General features: G+C 46.0%; 21 protein-coding genes. 13 read left to right on the forward strand and 8 right to left on the reverse strand.

Annotated features, from left to right (window positions below):
- Positions 1-20: 20 nt before the first annotated feature.
- The 7 genes from ACQCN2_RS15375 to ACQCN2_RS15405 form a co-directional block, all read right to left on the reverse strand.
- Entirely contained in the window at positions 21-1,778 is a 1,758-nt protein-coding gene (locus ACQCN2_RS15375; protein WP_426929820.1) for a SulP family inorganic anion transporter, read from the reverse strand.
- A gap of 266 nt (positions 1,779-2,044) precedes the next feature.
- Positions 2,045-2,836 (reverse strand): LLM class flavin-dependent oxidoreductase, encoded by a 792-nt coding sequence (locus tag ACQCN2_RS15380; protein ID WP_426929821.1) that lies wholly within the window; start codon positions 2,834-2,836, stop codon positions 2,045-2,047.
- Positions 2,837-2,896: 60 nt separating this feature from the next.
- Positions 2,897-3,862, reverse strand: a complete 966-nt coding sequence (locus ACQCN2_RS15385) for an ABC transporter ATP-binding protein (RefSeq protein WP_426929822.1) — start codon at positions 3,860-3,862, stop codon at positions 2,897-2,899.
- On the reverse strand, positions 3,855-4,841 hold the full coding sequence (locus ACQCN2_RS15390; RefSeq protein ID WP_426929823.1) for an ABC transporter ATP-binding protein: 987 nt from the start codon (positions 4,839-4,841) through the stop codon (positions 3,855-3,857). Before ACQCN2_RS15390 ends, ACQCN2_RS15385 begins: the two co-directional genes overlap by 8 nt.
- Positions 4,842-4,856: 15 nt before the next feature.
- Positions 4,857-5,783 carry an oligopeptide ABC transporter permease gene (gene opp4C, locus ACQCN2_RS15395; RefSeq protein ID WP_426929824.1) on the reverse strand — a complete coding sequence of 309 codons (927 nt, stop codon included), beginning with the start codon at positions 5,781-5,783 and terminating at the stop codon, positions 4,857-4,859.
- 13 nt (positions 5,784-5,796) lie between these two features.
- Positions 5,797-6,753, reverse strand: coding sequence for an ABC transporter permease (locus tag ACQCN2_RS15400; RefSeq protein WP_426929825.1), 957 nt, complete (start codon positions 6,751-6,753; stop codon positions 5,797-5,799).
- A gap of 70 nt (positions 6,754-6,823) precedes the next feature.
- Positions 6,824-8,533, reverse strand: a complete 1,710-nt coding sequence (locus tag ACQCN2_RS15405; protein ID WP_426929826.1) for an ABC transporter substrate-binding protein — start codon at positions 8,531-8,533, stop codon at positions 6,824-6,826.
- Between the two features lie 392 nt (positions 8,534-8,925).
- Between ACQCN2_RS15405 and ACQCN2_RS15410 the strand changes: the two genes are divergently transcribed.
- The 13 genes from ACQCN2_RS15410 (at position 8,926) to ACQCN2_RS15470 (ending at position 20,122) form a co-directional block, all read left to right on the forward strand.
- Positions 8,926-9,471 (forward strand): helix-turn-helix domain-containing protein, encoded by a 546-nt coding sequence (locus ACQCN2_RS15410; protein WP_426929827.1) that lies wholly within the window; start codon positions 8,926-8,928, stop codon positions 9,469-9,471.
- Positions 9,471-10,421, forward strand: a complete 951-nt coding sequence (locus ACQCN2_RS15415) for an alpha/beta hydrolase (RefSeq protein ID WP_426929828.1) — start codon at positions 9,471-9,473, stop codon at positions 10,419-10,421. The genes ACQCN2_RS15410 and ACQCN2_RS15415 overlap by 1 nt, the downstream gene beginning before the upstream one ends.
- 134 nt (positions 10,422-10,555) lie before the next feature.
- On the forward strand, positions 10,556-10,888 hold the full coding sequence (locus ACQCN2_RS15420; protein WP_426929829.1) for a hypothetical protein: 333 nt from the start codon (positions 10,556-10,558) through the stop codon (positions 10,886-10,888).
- A 59-nt stretch (positions 10,889-10,947) separates the two neighbouring features.
- Positions 10,948-11,499 (forward strand): MOSC domain-containing protein, encoded by a 552-nt coding sequence (locus tag ACQCN2_RS15425; RefSeq protein ID WP_426929830.1) that lies wholly within the window; start codon positions 10,948-10,950, stop codon positions 11,497-11,499.
- Positions 11,500-11,528: 29 nt separating this feature from the next.
- A complete protein-coding gene (locus tag ACQCN2_RS15430) occupies positions 11,529-12,407 on the forward strand; it encodes a pentapeptide repeat-containing protein (protein WP_426929831.1) in 879 nt (292 codons plus the stop codon).
- A 49-nt stretch (positions 12,408-12,456) separates the two neighbouring features.
- The gene (locus tag ACQCN2_RS15435; RefSeq protein WP_426929832.1) at positions 12,457-13,746 is read left to right on the forward strand and encodes an acyl-CoA thioesterase/bile acid-CoA:amino acid N-acyltransferase family protein; all 1,290 of its coding nucleotides are present in this window, start codon (positions 12,457-12,459) and stop codon (positions 13,744-13,746) included.
- Positions 13,747-14,113: 367 nt separating this feature from the next.
- Positions 14,114-14,443: an EthD family reductase gene (locus ACQCN2_RS15440; protein ID WP_426929833.1), complete on the forward strand. Its 330-nt coding sequence runs from the start codon at positions 14,114-14,116 to the stop codon at positions 14,441-14,443.
- A gap of 153 nt (positions 14,444-14,596) precedes the next feature.
- On the forward strand, positions 14,597-15,877 hold the full coding sequence (locus tag ACQCN2_RS15445; RefSeq protein ID WP_426929834.1) for an MFS transporter: 1,281 nt from the start codon (positions 14,597-14,599) through the stop codon (positions 15,875-15,877).
- Between the two features lie 200 nt (positions 15,878-16,077).
- Positions 16,078-16,485, forward strand: a complete 408-nt coding sequence (locus ACQCN2_RS15450; RefSeq protein WP_426929835.1) for a hypothetical protein — start codon at positions 16,078-16,080, stop codon at positions 16,483-16,485.
- Positions 16,486-16,707: 222 nt separating this feature from the next.
- Entirely contained in the window at positions 16,708-17,295 is a 588-nt protein-coding gene (locus tag ACQCN2_RS15455; RefSeq protein ID WP_426929836.1) for a hypothetical protein, read from the forward strand.
- An 89-nt stretch (positions 17,296-17,384) separates the two neighbouring features.
- The gene (locus tag ACQCN2_RS15460) at positions 17,385-17,975 is read left to right on the forward strand and encodes a TetR/AcrR family transcriptional regulator (RefSeq protein ID WP_426929837.1); all 591 of its coding nucleotides are present in this window, start codon (positions 17,385-17,387) and stop codon (positions 17,973-17,975) included.
- A 134-nt stretch (positions 17,976-18,109) separates the two neighbouring features.
- Positions 18,110-18,559, forward strand: coding sequence for a cupin domain-containing protein (locus ACQCN2_RS15465; protein WP_426929838.1), 450 nt, complete (start codon positions 18,110-18,112; stop codon positions 18,557-18,559).
- Positions 18,560-18,937: 378 nt separating this feature from the next.
- Entirely contained in the window at positions 18,938-20,122 is a 1,185-nt protein-coding gene (locus ACQCN2_RS15470; protein WP_426929969.1) for a glycosyl hydrolase family 18 protein, read from the forward strand.
- A 311-nt stretch (positions 20,123-20,433) separates the two neighbouring features.
- On the opposite strand, the gene ACQCN2_RS15475 is transcribed toward ACQCN2_RS15470, so the two are convergent.
- A complete protein-coding gene (locus ACQCN2_RS15475) occupies positions 20,434-21,411 on the reverse strand; it encodes a S66 family peptidase (RefSeq protein ID WP_426929839.1) in 978 nt (325 codons plus the stop codon).
- Between the last annotated feature and the right edge of the window lie 16 nt (positions 21,412-21,427).

Here is a 21,427-nt window from a genome sequence, read left to right on the forward strand (position 1 = left end):
ATCCTTTCTAAGCTATTTGTTCAGGATCGACTGTTACATTCACCTTCCTCCAAAAACGCTTCAGTGCTATTCGCAAATTTCGCACATTCTTTAAAGGCATAATGCTTGCAACCGATACACTTGTCTCGATCAATATGTTGCAGGGCGTACAGGATGGCATCCCCCGCATAGTGGAAGAAGTGATCCGCGCCTATTTTGTGATACAGACCCGTTTTCAACAGTACTTCTTTGGGTTGCGGACGAATCCCTGAAACGAGAACAACTCCCCCATGCCGTTGAAAATGCTCTACAATACTGGCAAAATGCGATTCACCTGTTGTATCCATAAAAGGAACCTTACTCATCCGAAGCAACAAGATTCTCGGTTTATAGGCGATGGTCTGCATGATGGTATGTTCGAACGTTGTAGCAGCCCCAAAAAACAGGGCTCCCTCTACATTATAAATGCTAATTTGTGGACAGTCATGTGTGTCTGTAACCATATGGGTTTCAATTTTATCATGTCGGTCATCCAGAGTCGGCAACGCTTTGACAGTAACCATAATTTCGCTCATCCGTTTGGTGAACAAGATGACAGCCATGAACAGCCCAACCTCTACGGCTGTGGTCAAATTGACAAAAACAGTCAGGAGAAACGTCACCAAGAGGACAAGCGAATCACTTGTCTTGGTTTTAAGAATATGAAAAAACTCGACGCGCTCACTCATGTTCCAGGCTACAAGCATCAGGATGGGAGCCATGCTGGCCAAAGGAATTTTGGATGCGTAAGGCGCACATATCACCAAAATGAGTAAAACCACAATCCCATGAATAATCCCCGAAATAGGCGAGGTTGCTCCGTTTTTAATATTCGTGGCGGTCCGGGCAATCGCTCCTGTCGCTGGAATTCCCCCGAACAGAGGAGTTACGATATTGGCAATCCCCTGACCAATCAACTCTCGATTACTGTTATGCTTGCTGTTGGTCATCCCGTCGGCCACAACAGCCGACAACAGCGACTCGATTCCCCCCAGCATCGCAATGGTAAAAGCGGGACGTATGAGATTCTGGATCGTCTCCCAGGACAAGCTTGGAAACTGCAAATGAGGCAGCGTGCTCGGAATCATCCCGTATGCGCTTTGAATCGTAGGCACGTGACTCGGATAAAACAACAAGGCAACCACGGTGGAGACCGTTAAACCGATCAATGATCCAGGAACCTTGGGAAATAGCTTCGGTGTCAAAAGAAGAATGACCAGACAAATCGAAGCGGTAATGACGCTGTAAATATCAATCGTACCAATCCTCAACCAGAGTTCATGCATATTATCTATAAATGACTCATGCCTAACGACACCCTTTAAACCGAGGAAGCTAGCAATCTGCCCAGCAAAAATCGTGACGGCAATACCCGTGGTAAATCCAATAGTAACGGGACGGGGAATGAATTTGATAAAAGATCCCAATCGAAATATCCCCATGAGGAAAAGCATGATCCCAGCCAACATCCCCGCGATTAACAGATTCTCATACCCGTAGGTAGCCACAATCGCGAACAAGATTGGAATGAACGCCCCGGTTGGTCCACCGATTTGATACTTGGAACCGCCGCAAAGCGAGATCAGAATCCCTGCAACGATGGTGGTATAAATCCCTTTCTCCGGTGTCACGCCCGAAGCAATAGCGAAAGCCATCCCTAGAGGAATGGCGATAATCCCCACGATTAAACCGGAGATCAGATCCTTTCGTAGGTTGGCGGCGGAATAGCCCTTAAATCTCCATGTTCGTAATGACTCCATGATTCGCCCTTCTTTTCTGACAGTAGTATTCGTATCTCTGATTATTTGAATATACATAACATCATAATTGCGCTTGCTGGAACCGTCAATGGGTGAATTTGTCATGAATTTGATGTCACTATTTTTGCCGAGACCCACCATATTTTGCCGCCATCCGAGCGTGTTTAATCACGTTTTTCTTGTAAACTATCCAAGCTATCGGAAATAAAAAAACCGGCTTTCTCCTAGAAGAAAACCGGCAGGCAACCCGCAACCAGTCATTGCACTTAAAATAGACCTTCCGCTATCCGAGCCGTATCCTCTAACCCGCTTTCTCCCGCTATCACAAATAAATCGATACCGTTAGTGACGTATTCTTTGATCGTCTCCCTCACTTCTGAAGCTTGGCTATCCGGTGACAAATCGAGACAAATAGCGATTTGTGCCTCTTTTCCATTGGCTCGAGCGAGGTTTTGCAACGCTTGTATCTTCGCTTCACCTAAGGCTAGAGTCGTTTGTTCAATCATGTAGATATCCGCATATTCAGCTGCTATTTTAAGTTCAGCATCGGACGACGAGCTATTCATAACAACAGGAGGATATGGTTCTTGTGTAGCGGCGTACAGCAGTTTCCCTCGTTCCTGAATGTATTGTCCTTTGTAATCCACAATTTCGCCGTTCATCATCTTTTGCCAAACCGCCAGGTATTCGCGCGTATATTCCTCAAGCGCGTCTGGATCCAGCTCGAAGCTCTCCTCCCCTATCATCACAGGGTTTGTGCCGGCAACCACATTGACCAGGACACGCCCGACAGACATGCGATCAAATGCGGCGATCAATCTCCCCGCCATTTTGGGCGAAATTTTCGCCGGGTCGATATCAACGAGAAAGCGTAATTTTTTCGTAACCGCCACAATGGAAGAAGCGATTGCAATCGTTTCATCTTCCGTAAGCCCGGCTGGCAAATGAACGCCATAATACCCAAGCTCTTCTAAACTTTGGGCGAATTGCGCCAATTGATTATCCGAATTTTTATTAGCAGAACCATCTCCTGATTGTACCGACCAAATCACCTTCATGACCTTGAACCTCCTTTTGTCCTCGAAAAATTGGTTATCCTCAAGCCTATGGCATACTTCTTACACCAAATGACAAGCTACATAATGCTCATTCCCCATGTCTCGATACTGCGGGCTCTGCTCACGGCAGATGTCTGTCGCCAAAGGGCATCGCGTATGAAACTTGCAACCGCTTGGAGGATTGGCTGGATTGGGAATATCGCCCTTCAAAATGATCCGCTCCCGCTTAAGCGTAGGATCGGGAATCGGAACCGCCGACAAAAGTGCTTGGGTATAGGGATGCAGCGGGCGGTTAAACAACTCGTCTTTTGATGCCATCTCGACAAGTGAGCCCAAATACATCACCCCGATTTTGGAGCACAGATGCTCGACCACGCTCAAATCGTGGGAGATGAACAAGTAGGTCAACCCTTTTTGATCCTGCAAATCGCTCAACAAATTAATAATTTGCGCTTGCATTGAAACATCCAACGCCGATACAGGTTCATCCGCTACTATAAACTCGGGATTCAGAATAATTGCCCTGGCAATACCAATGCGCTGCCTTTGTCCGCCAGAGAATTCATGAGGAAAACGGTCGATATAGCTTGGAGAAATCCCGCAGATAGACATGACTTCCTGCACCCGTTCACGCACCTCTGCGCGAGAAACCATACCATGATCGAGCAACGCTTCCCCGATGGCTTCCCCTACACGCAGCCTTGGATTGAGCGAGCTGTATGGGTCCTGGAAAATAAACTGCAGATTCGGTCGCAGGTTACGCAGTTCGCTTTTGGAAAGAGAGTACAAATCAACTCCATTATATGTAACGTCGCCTGCGGTTTTGTCCAAAAGTCGAAGGATCGTTCTGCCTGTCGTGCTCTTGCCGCTGCCAGATTCCCCCACAAGCCCCATGGTTTCTCCCTTTTTAATCGAGAAGCTTACATCATCCACCGCTCTCACATGGCCTACCGTCCGTCCAAACACACCACCTGAAATCGGAAAATACTTCTTCAGTTGTCTTACTTCAAGTAATGTGTCACGCATGGATGACTCCCTCCTCATAAAGCCAGCAAGCTACTTTATGTCCATCTGTAGATTCGCGAAGCGGCGGCTGTTTGCTTCTGCATATCTCCATGCAGCTCTCGCACCGATCACTAAAATGACAAGCGTCGCCCAAATCCAGCAGATTGGGAACTTGCCCTGGAATGGAATACAATCGCTCCAAACGCTGATTAATTACGGGCTTGGATTTCATCAGCCCTTGTGTGTACGGATGCTTGGGTTTACGGAACAAATCGATGACAGGCGCTTCTTCTATGACTTTGCCCGCGTACATCACGACCACATAATCGGCCATCTCAGCCACTACGCCAAGATCATGTGTAATCAGCAAGATCGACGTCTGGAACTCATCTTTTACTTTTCGGAGAAGGTCAAGAATTTGAGCCTGAATCGTTACGTCAAGTGCCGTCGTCGGTTCATCGGCAATCAGCATTTTGGGGTTGCAGCTGAGCGCAATGGCGATCATAATCCGCTGAAGCATTCCACCGCTCAACTCATGCGGATAGGCGTCCACAATTTCGTCCGCGCGCGGAATGCCTACTTTTTCAATCAGTTTAATGGCTGTTTTACGCGCTTCTTTTTTGCTTAAAAGCTGATGCTCCATCAAGGGCTCCATAATCTGTTCGCCAATCGTCAATACGGGATTGAGCGAGGACATCGGTTCTTGAAAAATCATCGCGATGTCATTGCCTCTTAGTCGTCTCATCTCTTTATCCTGAATCTTCAAGAGATCCTGTCCTTCAAATAAAATCTCGCCATCGACGATTTTTCCGGGAGGCGTCGAAACAAGCCGCATAAACGACATTGCTGTCACGCTCTTGCCGCAGCCTGACTCGCCGATCACTCCCACCGTTTCCCCTTCTTTTACGCGTATGCTGACATCATCCACCGCTTTCACGATTCCTGCTTCGGTGAAAAAATATGTTTTGAGGTTATTGCACTCTAGCACTGTTTTGGTCACAACCACTTCACCTGCCTATTTCATTTTGGGATCCAATGCGTCCCTAAGACCGTCCCCAAGCACGTTAATTGCGATCACCGTAGCAAAAATGGCAAAACCAGGCGGAACCCAAAGCCACGGTCGCTTTTGAAAATCAATCAGCGAGTTGGCGGCATCCATCATATTTCCCCACGTCGGAGTTGGCGGCACGACACCTAAACCCAGATAGCTCAAGACTGATTCACTAAGAATCGCCCCCGCTATGCTTAGCGTCGCGACGACAATGAGAATCGGAAAAATGTTGGGAAGCAGGTGGTTGAACATCTTGCGGCGATCCCGTAGTCCAAGAGCTTCCGCTGCCTGCATAAAGGCTTGCTCACGCAACGATAGAATTTGTCCACGCACCAACCTCGTAAGATTGGGCCAGCCAATGATGCTTAGCATGATCATGACGATGTATAATCGATATTCGGTCGGCACTTTCCAATCAGAGAGAACAGCTCCCATGATGATTAACAAAGGAAGTCCCGGAATTGTCATCAGCACATCCGCTGTCCGCATAATCACTTGTTCCACAATCCCCCGGTAGTAACCGGCAATGATTCCAAGCACGGTCCCAATCAACACGGTCAACATCATGGAAGCGATGCCTACGGTAAGCGAGATTCGTCCAGCCAGCATAAGACGAGTCAACACATCCCGCCCGAGATTGTCTGTGCCTAACCAGTGATGAGGACTGGGCGCTCGATTCATGATCAGCACATTCGTTTTTTCATGAAGGTACGGAGAGAAAAAAGGCCCGATAAAGCAGAACAAAAACATAAAGAGCAAAAAGACGAGTCCCGACATGGCCATTTTATTTTTTTTCAAACGTTGAAAGGCTTGACTCCAAAGAGATGACGATTTGGTATTTGGCAATTTGGGAGTGACCTTATTCAGCACTACATTTGCTTCTGCCGCCATGTTTGATACCTCCTTATTTCAGCCTTACACGAGGATCTGCCGCCGCATACAGGATATCGGCAAGCAAGTTTCCGAGTATCGTCAGTACCGCAAGCAACATCGTAAAACCCATTAACACCGGATAATCACGATAACCGAGCGCTTCCAGATTTAATCGCCCAATACCCGGCCAGTTAAAAATCGTTTCCGTAATTATTGCCCCGCCAAACAAACCAGGCAATTCGAAGCCCAAAAGTGTAATCGCCGGCAAGAGCGCATTTCTTAGCGCGTGCTTGAACACGACCGTTTTTTCTTTTAACCCTTTGGCTCGGGCGGTTCGTACGAAATCCTGCTTGATGACGTCCAACATACTCGTCCGAAAATAGCGGGTGAGAGAACCAACACTCAGCATCGTCAGGACGGTAACGGGCAAGATCATGTGATAGGCTACTTCCCAAATATAATCCCATCCCACGGCATTGCTTCCAGTCGCAAGCATTCCGCCTACCGGAAACAGCTTCAGATCGAGAGCCAGGTACTTCACGAGCAATAAACAGACGAAAAAGGAAGGGAACGACATCGCCGCAAAAACCCCAAACGATACAAGCGCATCAAACCAGGAGTACTGTTTGACCGCTGATAAAACACCAATCACCATGGCAATACACCAGGTTAAGATCAAGGCGGCGAATGCGATGATAAACGAATTCCACAAGTACTGGTTGATCACGGAAGTAACCGGAGCCTTATATTGCAGCGATATGCCAAAATCTCCTGTCAGCACATGTCCAATCCAGATAAAATAGCGCTCCAAAACTGGTTTATCCAAGCCATACAATACTTTGAGCTCGTGAGCCCTCTCGGGAGAAAGCTTCATATTAGAATCGACGTAATCGCCCGGCGTCAAGGCAAATAAGAAAAAGATAATAATCGATACGCCAAACAATGTCGGAATCATCATCAATAACCTGCGGATGATATATTGCTTCATGCGCACAATCCTCCTATGAAAAGATGCTCAGCCCATGAAGGCCGAGCATAACTGTTTCTTCAAAATTCCCTTAATTCTCAATAGTAAGATGCGGCAGGCTTAAGATGAGTCCCAATTGAGGATCAAAGCCTTTGATTCGCGCACTGTAAGCTAACATCGATTTACGATAGTTCAATAAGATATAGGGCGGATCATCATTGGCTTCTTTGAACAGCTCTTTGAAGCTGGCTTTACGCTTCTCTAAATCCAATGTATTCACAGTCTGATCATATAACTGATCGATTTTTGGATTGGAGTATCCTACTTCATTGCGAGTTGAGACGAAATCTTCCACACCTTCCGCTGGATCAACCAATCCTGGTGTTGAGAAGGCTGCCAAATCATAGTCGCCGGCTTTTCTTTTCGCGAGAACGGCATTGAAATCCATATATTCAGCTTCCAAATCAATGCCTAGCTCCTTGTAGTTCTCCTTCGCAATCGGAATCAAGACATCGTCAATTTTTCCTTTTCTGCCCAAATACGAAATCTTTAATTTCTGTCCATCCTTTTCGCGATTACCATCCGCGCCTACCTTCCAGCCTGCTTCATCGAGCAACTGCTTCGCTTTATCAAGGTTGTATTCGTACTTATTAATGCCCTCGTCGTTGAATGCCCATGAGGTAGGAGGTGTAGGTACATTCGCCACCTCACCATAGCCTTGGTAGAAGGTATCGATGATTTGCTTGCGATTCAGTCCGTAAATTAAGGCTTGGCGAACTCGCTTGTCTTTGAAATACGGTTTTTTGTGATTAAACTCTATATAGCTGTATACCGGGGCGGTTACGACATCGATATCGGCAAAGCCAAGACTCTTCAATTGCTCAAGTGATTCTCCATTCGCTGCGAAGCCGTCATAATCAACTTCACCCGCCTGGAACAATTGGAAATTCGTATCTTTGTCGGTGATTCGATAAATGAAGTGCTCAATTTTGGGCTTACCTGCGTAGAACTTGTCATTGGCGTGGAATCTGACTTCCTGACCCGGGATAAATTTATCAAACACGTAAGGACCAGCGCCCAACGGTTTACCGTGCAAGCTCTTCAAATAGTCCAGGTTCCCTTGCACATATCCTTTGCCATAGTAGGCTTTGGACAGAACGGGTCCGCCTAGAAGCAAGAGATTGCGAGCATTCACTTGTTCTGTCGTGATTTGAATGGTTTGCGGGTCAATTACTTTTATCCCTTCAATAGAAGTGGCTTTCCCTTCTTTGTACGCCTGTCCTCCCTTGATGTGGGCTTGGGAAATGTCAACGACGGTACCATCGTTTGATTTGTCGTGCAGAATGGTCAGGGTAAACGCCACATCCTCAGCTGTCAGAGGCGAGCCGTCGCTAAACGTAAGTCCTTTTCGCAGATGAAAGGTATATGTAAGCTGGTCATTGGAAACTTCCCATTTTTCGGCAAGGGAAGGCAGTGGCTTACCGGATTCGTCCACATCAATCAGTGAGGCGAACATGACCGAGGTAACGTTACCATCCCATCCATTATTGTAGAAATAGGGATTAAAAATGCCTTCTGGAGCCGATATGCCAGCGACAAATGTGTCTTTACGGTTTTTGGCCGCATCTGGAATCTTTGTTTTATCCGTTGCCGGAATTACTTCATCCTTGTTGCTTTTCATACTGGCTACTTCCGCCTGTGGTTGTGTCTGAGATGGATTCGCCGCTTCTTCACTGCATGCGGAAAGGAAGAATGATGATGCCAGTAAGAGTGAAAACAAGCCGCTTAACTTCCGTTTCATTTAAGTCCCCCCTGGTTTAGAGTACAGAAAACTCATCTTACTGCTCCATACAGTAGAAAAGTTCGCTTGCATGATTAAAAAATATTTACCAGCACCTTCAATATTGCGAATATTCTGCACAATTGTCAAATTAATTCTTTTCATAATTGGTATGAGTGAATATTCATAGAAATTCGCTGGATATTTTATTCCTTAAATCCCTATAAAATAACTAGGTTTAATTGGATATTAGCAAAATGGTTTTTGTTTGTCAACGAAACTTTATTGACGAAGAGCTGGCCAGCCATCCATTCCTACATGCCCCTTGATTTACCGTCCATTGACATATTTTAGTTTCTATATTATTATCGTTATCAATAATGATAATAATCAGTTGAACGGCGGTGACTCCATTGAAAGAAACAAAGGCGGAGCTTCTTCTCCATCCTGTTCGCATGAAAATCATCCAATCGCTCTTGGGCGGACACAAACTTACTGCGGCCGATATGTTAAAGCTGCAAAAAGACATTCCGCAAGCCACTCTTTATCGCCACCTGAACAAGCTGGTAGAAGCCAATTTGATCCATATTCACGAACAGAAACAGGTGCGAGGAGCGGTCGAAAAGATCTATTCACTTACCTCTGAAAATATGGTCCTCTCCCAAGCCGATTTGGCTCATGTGAGCAAAGAAGACCACATGAAATATTTCACTACCTTCCTGTTTGGTCTCATGGATGATTTCTCTGCCTACTTGAAACAGGACGTCATTGATCTTGAAAAAGACGGAGTGGGCTATCGGCAAATCGGACTTTATCTGTCTGACGAAGAGTTTCGGGATTTTGCAGTGGAAATATCCAGCGTGTTTCGCAAATTCATCGGAAATCAACCCAATGAGAAGCGGGTCAAGCGGATTTTTTCCACGATCGTGATTCCAGAAGATAAGAAGGAGGAAGAATGATGAGTGCTTACACGGAGCAGCAAGTAGAGTTCAATAGTGAGGTACTGTTGAAAGGAACGTTAACCATCCCGGATCAGCCACAAGCGAAATTCCCTGCTGTCTTAATCATTGGAGGAACGGGCGACAATGACCGTGATGGCTATAACCAAACGAAGAAAATGGACCTTACCGCTTATCGCGAGCTGGCACACTATCTAGGAGAGCAAGGCTATATGGCGCTTCGTTACGACAAACGCGGCTGTGGCGCAAGCGAAGGAGATTATTATGAGACCGGATTCTGGGATCTCGTCGATGATGCGATTGCGGCTGTCCGTTTCTTGCGCGAACATGATCAGGTGGACTCTGTCATCCTGCTGGGACACAGTGAAGGCGCGATGATTGCTCCAGCCGTTGTGGAAAAAGAAGCTCTTGATGGTATGATCCTCTTGTCTGGAGTGGCGGAAGCGTCAAATGTGGCATTTGGCCGACAAACCGAGGAGTTATTTGCTTATTTGGCGGAGTTAAAGGGATTCAAGGGCTTCCTGATTCGCTTATTTAAGATACAAGAGAAGGCGAAAAAGCAAAACGAGGCCACGATACAGCGTATCCTTTCCTCCCCCACGCCCGTTATTAAGATTAAAGGTCAAAAGATCAATGCCAAGTGGTTCCAAGAACAGTTTCAGTTCAACGTCCTCGACTATTTGCCCAAGGTGACATGCCCAGTGTTGGCGATAACCGGTACGAAGGATATGCAGGTTGTCCCTGAACACGCGCAAGTCCTTGCTGAGCGGGTAAGCGGTCCCTCCGAATGGCATCTAATCCCCAACCTGACCCATGTGTTACGTAAAACGGATGCCCAACTAACTCCGCTTACGCTCATCAAAGAATACAAGAAACAGATTCAACACCCGATTGATTCGGAATTGAAAGAAAAAATATCCGCTTGGATGTCCCGATATTTTCAGAGATAAGCTACTCGATCCGTCGCTAGCCATAGTGGTTGCAACGCCCCTCATTTGGGGCTTTTGCATTTTTGTCCGTCCAAGACTATAATATTAGATGTCTTGCATATGTTTCGAATTGATCAATATTGGGAAATCATTACATGGTGATAGAAATGAACGAACGCGACCAAATCATGGTGGATTTTTACAGAAAACAGGTGGTTCATGCGCTGTCAAAGCTCAAACGAAGAGGGTATTTGCCTGTTTGGGGAGAATTATTTGACGCCTTGCATCAATTGAAGACTCTTGCTCATAAATACAAGGTTGATGTTCACATATACGATATATACCCTACTGGTGCGCTGGTTTACAGTATGGAAAAAGAGATGTTTGCCGCAATGATCCAGGAACTGCATACTTTTATCTATATGGACATCAACGAATGTATCGATTTCTTACAATTAGGGAGATTTTCGCCTTTTCCATCTAAATAGGCTGAAATCTCTTCTTTTTGTTTTCCAAAAATATTTTGTCACTCAGGAGGTTAGTCTGGATGAATCATCTTACTGGGGTAGTAAAGGCGGTAAGTCTTAGTCCGACACACTTGTTTAGCAAAATGAATCAGGAAAAGATCCATCTTCTCGCAGGCCTAGGTGTCGAAGGAGACGCTCATCTAGGTGCTACGGTTAAACATCGCTCTCGCGTCGCTCAGGATCCTAACCAACCGAATTTACGTCAGGCTCATTTGATCCATACCGAGTTGCATGAAGAATTGAGAAACTCTGGATTTGATGTCTCAGCTGGGCAGATGGGCGAGAATATCACCACATCTGGAATCAACCTTCTTGGGCTACCAACCGGTACACTTCTGCATTTGGGCTCTAGCGCAGTGGTTGAAGTTACTGGACTGCGGAACCCCTGTAACCAACTAAACCTTTTTCAGCCAGGACTAATGGATGCGGTGTTGGATCACGACGAAAATGGCAATCTCATCCGCAAGGCAGGAATTATGGGAATCGTCCTCTGCTCGGGGGAGGTTCGAGCTGGTGATTTTATTCGCATCGAACTGCCTGCTGAACCTCACCGTCCACTTGAGCGGGTGTAGCGATTTCCCATTGTATGAGGAGGACACAAATGCCTGAAAATCACAACATTACAGAACCTTTCTCCGATAGGATTCGTCTCAATCTGCGAGATGACTGCGAAAAATGCTTCGGCTTGTGCTGCGTCGCGCTGCCTTTCGCGGCTTCGGCAGATTTCGCGGTTGATAAATCAGCCGCCGAGCCTTGTCGCAATCTTCAAACAGACTTCCGCTGCGGCATTCACAATAGCCTCAGACAACAAGGCTTTAAAGGCTGTACGGTGTTCGAATGCTTCGGCGCCGGGCAAAAGGTTTCGCAAGCCACCTTCAACGGACACAACTGGCGACAAGCTCCGGACTCCGCCAAGCAAATGTTCGAGGTGTTCCCAATCATGCGACAGCTCCATGAGTTGCTCTGGTATCTCACTGAATCATTGTCGTTACAACCAGCGCATCCGATCCACGGTGCTCTCAGAGTTGCACTTGACGAGACAGATCACCTTACTCAACTTAGTCCCGATTCTCTTATGAAACTGGACGTCGCAGCACATCGAGCGAAAATCAACGCTCTGCTCCTACGAACAAGCGAGCTGGTACGAGCGGAATTCCTCAACCAACGAAAGGGACCTAGTGGGAAGCAGAAGACTTATGGTCGTGGAGCCGACCTGATTGGTGCCAAGCTCCGAGGAGCCGACCTCAGAGGCGCGAACCTGAGAGGTTCCTACTTAATCGCCGCTGACCTCACGGGCGCCGACTTGCGAGGCGCTGACCTCATCGGAGCCGATTTCCGAGACGCTGACATCAGCGGTGCCAATCTCACCGATAGTATCTTCCTTACCCAAACCCAGATCAATGCGTCAAAAGGCGATGCCGATACCAAACTGCCGCCTTCGCTCACTCGCCCAACACACTGGTCCACTTATGGCGCATAAGTGGGCCTAACACCGTAGTGTCCTGATCCATTTAAGGAGGTCGAACACATTGAAAACAACTCAACCTGCCATCTTGGTCAGTCACACTCACCCCCTCATCGACGAGAAGCTGGACATCACCATCACAGGATTACAGCCATCCCAGCTTGCAACCATCCGTATGCGTGAAACGGGAGTTCCCGGCGGAGTGATTGAAGGCCATTCCCACGCGGTATTTGAAGCAGATGAAACTGGCCACATTCACGTAAGCAGGCAAAAGCCTCTCTCAGGCACATATGGAGACGTCCATCCGATGGGCTTGTTCTGGTCACAGGAAGTACAGAAGATTCAGTTTAATCGCTCACCCAAGATTGATGAGATTCCGTTTGAGCCTCGTTTCTCCACTGTAGAATTGACGGTTGAGGTCGATCAGACTGTCATAGCCAGCAATCTATTTACGCGTAACTTTATCTCCCCTGATATTCAAATCAAGAATATTCATGACAATGGACTTGTGGCCAAATTTTTCTCTCGCCCTGACTCCGTATCTTCACCCGGTATTATCGTGGTTGGCGGAAGTGAGGGAGGACTTGTCCAACCGTCAATCTGGGCAGCGCTATTTGCCTCTCACGGTTATCCATCACTCGCCCTCGCCTATTTTCAATCTGAAGACCTACCCGACGATATAACCAACATCCCTCTTGAATACATTGAAAAAGCCATTGGCTGGCTACAGCAGCAAGAGACCGTTGACGCTGGGAAAATCGCGATGTTTGGACGCTCCAAAGGCGCAGAGCTTTCATTGGTCAGTGGAGCCACTTTTTCCTCGATCAAAGCCGTCATTGCCATAAGCCCTACCTCCGTAGTCTCCATCGGCTCTTGTCCATGCGGGAATGGAGATGAGCATCAACCTGAATCCTCCTGGTCCTATCAAGGAGAACCGTTGCCTTTTGTTTCGTGGACAAGAGAACAATGCCAAGAAGCCCTCCAGAATATCCGCAGAATGGAACGATTCGACCATATTCACCGCGCTACACTCGATGAGCATCACTTGGTGGAGGCGGCAACCATTCCTGTAGAAAAGATCAATGGACCGATCCTTCTCGTCTCCTCCGATGATGATCACTACTGGCCTGCAGACTGGCATTGCGAGCAAATGGTCAAGCGATTAAAAGAGCGGAATTTCCCACACGCCGTTACCCACCTGAACTACCCCGATGTCGGACACGGAATTCGCTATCCCTATATTCAAACCACTCTCCTGTGCATGAATGGCGGCACAGCCTATACGAACGCCCTAGCATCCGAGCACTCCTATCGGAAAGTGCTGGAGTTTTTGCAAGAGACGTTTCAAGAATAAGAAAAGACTTCGTCCCTGGCCCCCTCTCATCGGGGGACTGAAACGTCGGGGGGTTGAAACACAGCTCTGTTTAGGCTCACTTGTAGCATCTGCTGTCCGCTCCGTTCACTCCGTTCGCTTCGCTTTAAATCGTTTAAAATGAGCTAGTAGTGACGAAGTCTTGTCTTTAGCGGGTTTCCGTTGATGAATAAAGTTCAATTGCTTTACGAATGTAAAGCAGTTGAACTTTCATTTTTTTTAGGATTTGTTATTCGTGTTTGCTGATTTTTCTATTCAACTAACGGACAGATATACACAAAACCATAGTTGACTATACCACTAATGTAATGCTTTAAAATAACATCATTATCTAAAAGGAGATGATGAAATGATCGTATTGACTTTCTGTTACAAACGAAACATCCCATTTGATGAAAATTATTATTTTAATTCACATCTTCCCAATCTATCCAGGAAAACTGTTCTTGAAATGGGGGCTTCCAAGTACGAGGTGAAAAGGGTCTTATCTTCAGCAGACGGCTCCTCAGTTCCTTATTCATTTATTTTCAATCTGTATTTTGAGTCTAAGGATGCTTTAGAATCATTTATCAGTGACCCTAGAATCAAAGCTTTGCAAGATGATGTTTCTAATTATTACAACGGGAAGCAGGATATATTTATCGAAGAAGTCGTCACATCGTTCACAAGTGCCGACTAAAGTTCAAATATTTTAACAATATTGGCGGAACCGAGGAGTATCATCCAACATTTGCGATAATGAAAGCGCAAGATCTTGAAACGTAAATTCCCCTATACTAAAAATGCAAATTTGAATGGCAATTTAGTTGTGGCGAAGAATGGGGGAACGAGCATGAGTAACAAGGCAGAAGGATTGTTAACGAACACAGATTTTCGCAGGCTCTGGATTGGGCAAACTGCATCACAGTTTGGGACTCAGGTTGCATTATTAGGAATGCCATTAGTGGCTGCTCTCTATTTAGGGGCCAGTCCCATGCAAATGGGGTTGCTTGGTTTTGCCGAGTATGCGCCATTTATCATTTTCGGTTTGCTCGCTGGTGTATGGATTGACAGATTTCCCCGGCGACCAATTCTTGTCGCCGCTAACTTTTTCAGGGGTGCATTACTGCTCATTGTGCCGCTGACAGCCTTAACTGGATTCCTGAATATGACAGTTCTATATTTGGTAGCCTTCATAGTGGGTATCTGTACTGTCTTTTTTGATGTTGCCTATACATCCTTTTTGCCTTCCATTGTGATCAAGGAGCAGCTTGTTGATGGGAATAGCAAACTAGAGACAAGTAAATCTACTGCACAAATTGCTGGGCCGGGTTTATCAGGTGGATTGGAACAGGTAATCACCGCTCCTTTTGCAATATTGTTCACGTCATTATCTTTTTTTGTATCCGCTGTGTACATAGCCCGGATTCGCAAGTTGGAGACAGTCGTGACAGATGCGAAAAAACAAAAAAACATGTGGCTGGAAATTAAAGAAGGGCTGCATACGGTTTACACAAAACCGTTGCTGTGGGGAGTGGTGCGCTGCTCAACATTCTTTAACCTTTCCTGGAATGTTATTTTTAGTGTTTATGTTCTATATGCATCGCAAGAACTCAAAATCAGTGCGAGCATTCTTGGCATCATTTATGGAACGCTAGGAGTAGGGTACCTATTTGGCTCTCTGCTTGCCCAAAAGGCTGTACGTCGTTTTGGAGTAGGTCCAACCATTGTGGGTTCCGCTACGATCGCAGCAAGTGGCGGTTTGCTTGCTCCATTAGCAGTAGGATCAGAATTAAGTATTGCATTGGTTATGATGCTCGGACAGCTTCTTTTCGGAATGGGTGTCTCAATGTTTAGCATTAGTACCATCAGTTTACGTCAAGTAATTGTACCCGATGTCCTGCATGGTCGCGTGAATGCTACATTTCGATTTATCTCATGGGGTTCTTTACCGCTTGGTTCGTTAATTGGAGGGATGATAGGAGGAGCAATGGGTTTACGGTTCGCTTTATTTGCGGGTAGCATTGGATTGTTAGCTTCGGCTTGTACATTATTGTTCACCCCATTTTTACAACTACGTGTGAAATCATTTCATGAATTAACATTGGAAAAAGATGTGTCTATAAAGAGCTAAGGAGTGTCTTAAGAAGTATTAAACTAACGGGTTCAATCGCTTTATAAGACACCACGAGGCTGCCATGGGAACAATTGGCGGCCTAATTACGTTGTAGACCTTAATGATTGAATCCCTATAGGTAAATTGTGGTAGGATTATATGAATAAATAATATTTCCCATGAAATAGAAAGATTAGATTCAGCATGGAGGGGTTATATTGAAGTGGATTTTTCTAGCATTAACTGTTGTCCTATTATTTTCGTGGAGTTTTCGTTGGACAGAAATAAATCCCAACCATGAAATAGAAGGACATGCAGTAGTTTCTTATAAGCTTGATAGGTGGACAGGACAAATGTGGGCAATTTACTTTCCGCCAGTTGCAATGTTGGTTGAAGGCATTAACATACCTTTGTTCCCTTCAGCAAAACGATTTAAATCTAATGATGAAGTACCAAAAGAACTCGAGAAGCAAGGGAAGTCAGGTCAACTTGTTGATGCGTGGCGAAAACGTGATTTAGCCACATATACTTGGGGCAACCTTACTTTACTATGTTTTATTGGGGCAATTTGGAGTTTTTTAAGACATAAAAGACAGGTGAAAGATTTTGATCGCTTATTAAACTAACGTGAATGTATTCATGTTGTTATTCCATAACAGATCGGGAATAGCTAGACGAGCTTGTTGATCCTTGGCCAAGCCCCCATTTCATATCCTCTTTGCAAGTTGGATCTGCTTATGTAAATCATTCAGAATCAAATTTCTTTACAGAAAATAGTATCGTTTGTATGATTGGTTTATTATTTAGAAATGGCAAAGTATGGAATCCAGAGGAGGCAAGCGAAGGGAATGGATGTTCAACGTTTAAAATTACTTCGCCGCAAACAGTTCGTCTTTATCAATATATCAATCGTACTGGCGATGGGATTACTCATGCTCTTCATCGGTACGATGGCCCCGTCACTTCCAACATTTTATCGGTTGATTGCTGCCGTTACGCTGCTTGGTATATGTGGCCGATTTTTCAAACAGCGCCTAAGCAAATGGTGGTTTAAGCTTTTTCCGTTCATGCAAGAGCTTGATGAATACGAGAAAATCAAGTTAAACAAACAACAGCGAAAAATGGAAACCTCCGTGCTGATATCCAACCTGCTACAAGCTGGATTGTTTATCTGGCTATCCTTTCAGGTTTCCTCCAACCAAACCTTTGACTTGAGAGGAATGGGGGTTTCTTTTTGGGTTCTGCCCCTCTGCGTTGTTCTTATCATCGTCAACCTTTCGTTGCTTCGGCATGCCAAGCTCGTGGATCATGGTTCCAGTGAGAAACTAAAGAATTATTTTTTCAAGAGCTGGGTATTTGCGATCATCTTGGGTCTCTTGGCTGTTCCTCTGATCTTCTCTCTGATCCTGTTCACCTTGTTTCACTCCGGTAACTAATTTTATCTTGCCACAATTTCCCTTTTACCGTAAAATTACAATCAAAAGAGACCGATCAGTTCCAATATTCGAAAGGATTCACAACCACCATGCGAAAAGGCGAACGAACCAAACAGACGATTATCGAAAAATCCATTCCCCTGTTTAACCAGCATGGTTATCAAGCAACCTCTATGTCTGACATCATGAAGGAAACAGGCTTGGAGAAGGGTGGCATCTATCGCCATTTCCAGAGTAAAGAGGAGCTTTCTGTTCAAGCCTTCCTTCACTCCATCCAATTGATGAGACAACAGTTTCAGGAGCATGTATTCAGCAAGCAAACGGCCGTCGAACAATGCGCCGCCTTCATCTTTGTGATCAAACAGCTGATGTTTAATCGACCGATCCCCGGTGGTTGCCCTGTACTGAATGCCTCCTTGGAAGCGGATGACGCTAATCCCGTTCTGGCTAATTTATCAAAGGAAGCGATGAGTAAATTGTTGGCGGCATATCAAAAGGTCCTAAAAGACGGGATTGCCCGCGGGGAGCTTGATCCCTCAACTCCACTGGAAGCGCTTAGTGTTCTCTGGCTCAGTTCTTTGGAAGGAGCACTTGCTCTCTCCAGACTCTATCAGGACGAGAAATATATCGATCTTATCGGCGAGCATTTACAGCAAGATTTACGTCGCTATCTTCTATAACAACGACTACTGCACAAGTTGGTCGTTTTTCTTTCCAAACAAAAGAGACCGATCAGTTTCGTTTTAGAAAGGGGTGATGGTTGTTCTCCTTGGAGGGGTTCAAGTAGAAAATCACATTATTGGGGGTATGGTAAATGGAATCTTTGCGTGATCAAGTAATTCGTGGTAAGAATTTTGACGCCGTTCAGTTAGGGACTTGGAGCGACTTGATGGAATACAAGTTGGATCAACCCAAAGCTCGCGGGAAGGTATTTCTAAAAGATTTGCTCAACTTTTCGGGGATGGAGGTTTCTGTTAATTCGTTTCCACCAGGAGTCTCTATGCCCTTTCACCATAAACACAAAGAAAATGAAGAAGTCTATATTTTTGTGAAGGGCTCCGGCCAGTTCCAAATTGATGACACGACCATAGATGTGAAAGAAGGAACCGTCATTCGCGTTGCCGAGGAAGGCGTTCGGATATGGCGAAACAATTCTACAGAGAACCTTTATTTTATCTGCATTCAGGCCAAGGCCGGATCATTGCAAAGCGGTACGATAGAAGACGGTATTCTCGTCGATCAGCCGATTCACTGGGAGGATTAAAGGGGATCGGCTCTATAGCGTAGCGTTAAAGCGAAAGACCGCCTAGCTCTCCAAAGCTCAAGGGCGGTCTATTTCTTTTTGAGGTAAGCCAGCAAAACTAAAACGAACATGACAAACATGTCCGGGTCATCTACAAAATGGCTTGTTAGGTATATATTTCAACTCTTCTAACCAAGAGCATGTATCTACCGCTATTGGGACACCTTATCCACTAGAGGTGATTTCATGAAAAAAAGGTACTTACACTTGGTCGTGATACTCTTATTAGTCATGGTGACAGCTTGTTCTCCAAACCGTAATCTCAAACAACAAAATACCGCTCAGGGGCCCAAAACCTCTATTCAACAACAAGGTGGAGCCAGCCGTTCGGGGACTCACATTCAATCGGAGCATTCCCCTGCGCGTATCCATGTCGTTCAATCAGGTCAAAGCTTGTATGATATCGCGCAGGCTCATGGCGTGTCCAGCGATAAGATTAGTTCCACCAACCAACTAAGTACCCCTGCCCAATTGGTTGTAGGACAAGCCCTGGTCATCCCTCCAGCCCATGCGTCTCAGATTGCCACTGTCTCTCAGGGCGGAATCGAAGTAAACGCCTACATTGAACCAAGAGAGTCTGTGACGTCCTCAGAAAAGTCAGCGGTTCGGGATGCTTCACCTTATCTCACGTATTTGGCACCCTTCAGCTTCCGGATTAAACGGGATGGAACACTTGATATTCCCCCGTTAGACAATCTGCCGGAAATTGCCCATCGCAACCACACAATCAGCATGATGGTCGTCACGAATTTGGAAAAAGACCAGTTTAGCGCTGAATTAGGGAGCATGATTCTACATGACGAGAATCTCTCTAACCGGTTGATCGATAATATCCTGTCGACTGCGAGCAAGCTGAATTTTAGGGATATCCATTTTGACATTGAACACATTAAACCGGAAGACAGGGACGCGTACAACCTTTTTTTGCGTAAGGCGGCCAAGAGAATCAAGGGTGCTGGGCTGATGCTTTCCACCGCGCTGGCTCCCAAAACCAGTGCAGCTCAAAAAGGTGCCTGGTATACTTCCCATGACTACCGAACACACGGTGAGATAGCTGATTTTGTCGTGATCATGACCTATGAGTGGGGATACTCCGCAGGCCCTCCTATGCCTGTAAGTCCGATCAATTCCGTTCGCAAAGTTCTGGAATATGCCATTACGGAAATCCCTCCATCCAAAATTGTGATGGGTCAAAATCTGTACGGATATGACTGGACTCTTCCCTATAAACCGGGAGGAAGCTATGCTCGTGCGCTTAGTCCTCAGCAAGCGATCGATCTAGCCAGAGCAAGGAATGTTCCGATTCAATACGACACCACCGCGCAAGCGCCCCACTTCACCTATCAAGATGATGCGGGCAAGAAACATGAGGTGTGGTTTGAGGATGCTCGCAGCATACAGGCCAAATTCGACCTCTTAAGGGAATTGAAGCTGCGCGGAATTAGTTACTGGAAATTAGGACTCGCATTTCCGCAGAACTGGACACTGTTGCAGTATAACTTTCCGATTATGAAGCGAGAGTAGAAAAGAGCTTCGTCCCTTTTCGCTCTGTGGAAGTTCGCAGAGAAGTTAATAAAGTCCGCTCTCTCACTACGAAAGGGAGTCGCCAAACGCTTCGCGCCCCTAAAGGGGTTGGGTGGCGACTCTTATCCCTTTCTCCGTTCTCTCGCTAAGTTTCACTTCCAAGGAAGCGGCAAGCGGACGAAGCTCTTTTCTCAGTGGGCTTACGCGAATGGAAGGAAAGTTAAATTACTTTACATTCGCAAAGCAATTTAACTTTCCGATATAGCACAAACAGGTCGCCTTGCTCCCTCGGCGACCTGTTTTATCTACAATTAATGCTTTTCAATAACAAGCTTTACCTGATCTCCTCGTACAGTCAGTCTCGCTTCTCCCCCGATTGGGAAAGGAAAACAAGGAGTTGTATGGCCAAAATCCAAATCAGCAACAACCGGAATTCCTTGAAGCTCCGCCTTGGTCGTTATACTTTTGCGCAACAATTCCCTTGTAACCTTGGAAGCCTTCTGGAAGCGACCAATGACGAGTCCGCGAATCCGGGAAGTCGCTTCGAGATGCAAAAGCGATTGCAAATCCCTATCAAACGTCAACGCGTTGGATTCAAGGTCATCTTCCACGAACAGAATCGCATTCGTAAGATCCGGCATGAATTCAGTTCCTTGCAGCAAGTTGAGTGTGCACAGATTTCCACCGATAATCGTCCCTGTCGCCTCACCTTCCTGGATGACAAATGGCCCTTCATTCGCGATAAATTCACGATTCTCCTGGTCAAGGTACCATTCATCATCACTCCAGTAGGAAGAGGCTTTCACCTCAAAGGCTTCCTCTTGCATCAAGCATTTTCGGAAATACCCCACGGTGTATTCCAGACCTTTTTCCATCCCAAATGTGCTGAAATGCGGGCCTGAATACGTAACGAGTCCTGTCTTGGCATAAATAGCGGTGGCAATTGCGGTAATGTCTGAATAGCCGCAAAGAATCTTGGGATGATTCTGAATCAGTTCATAGTCAAGATAGCGCAATAACTGGTTGGAATTAAACCCGCCAATCGTTGTAAGAATGGCATTCACCTGTGGATCGCGAAAGGCGTCATGCAAATCGGACACTCTTGAGGCAATGGTGGAGGAGTAGAACTCATCCATCTCCTCACAGAAATCAGAGAACGATACGGTAAGCCCAAGCCGAGCAAACTGCTGGCGGGCAAGTTCACGATGGTCCAGATGAATTAAGCCCATGCTTCTCGCCGGGGAGACGATGCGAATATGATCACCTTTTTTTAATTTGGCAGGTATCATGGAAAAGCCCTCCTTT

The sequence above is a fragment of the Brevibacillus ginsengisoli genome, assembly GCF_050113715.1.
Taxonomy (GTDB): Bacteria; Bacillota; Bacilli; order Brevibacillales; family Brevibacillaceae; genus Brevibacillus_H; species Brevibacillus_H ginsengisoli.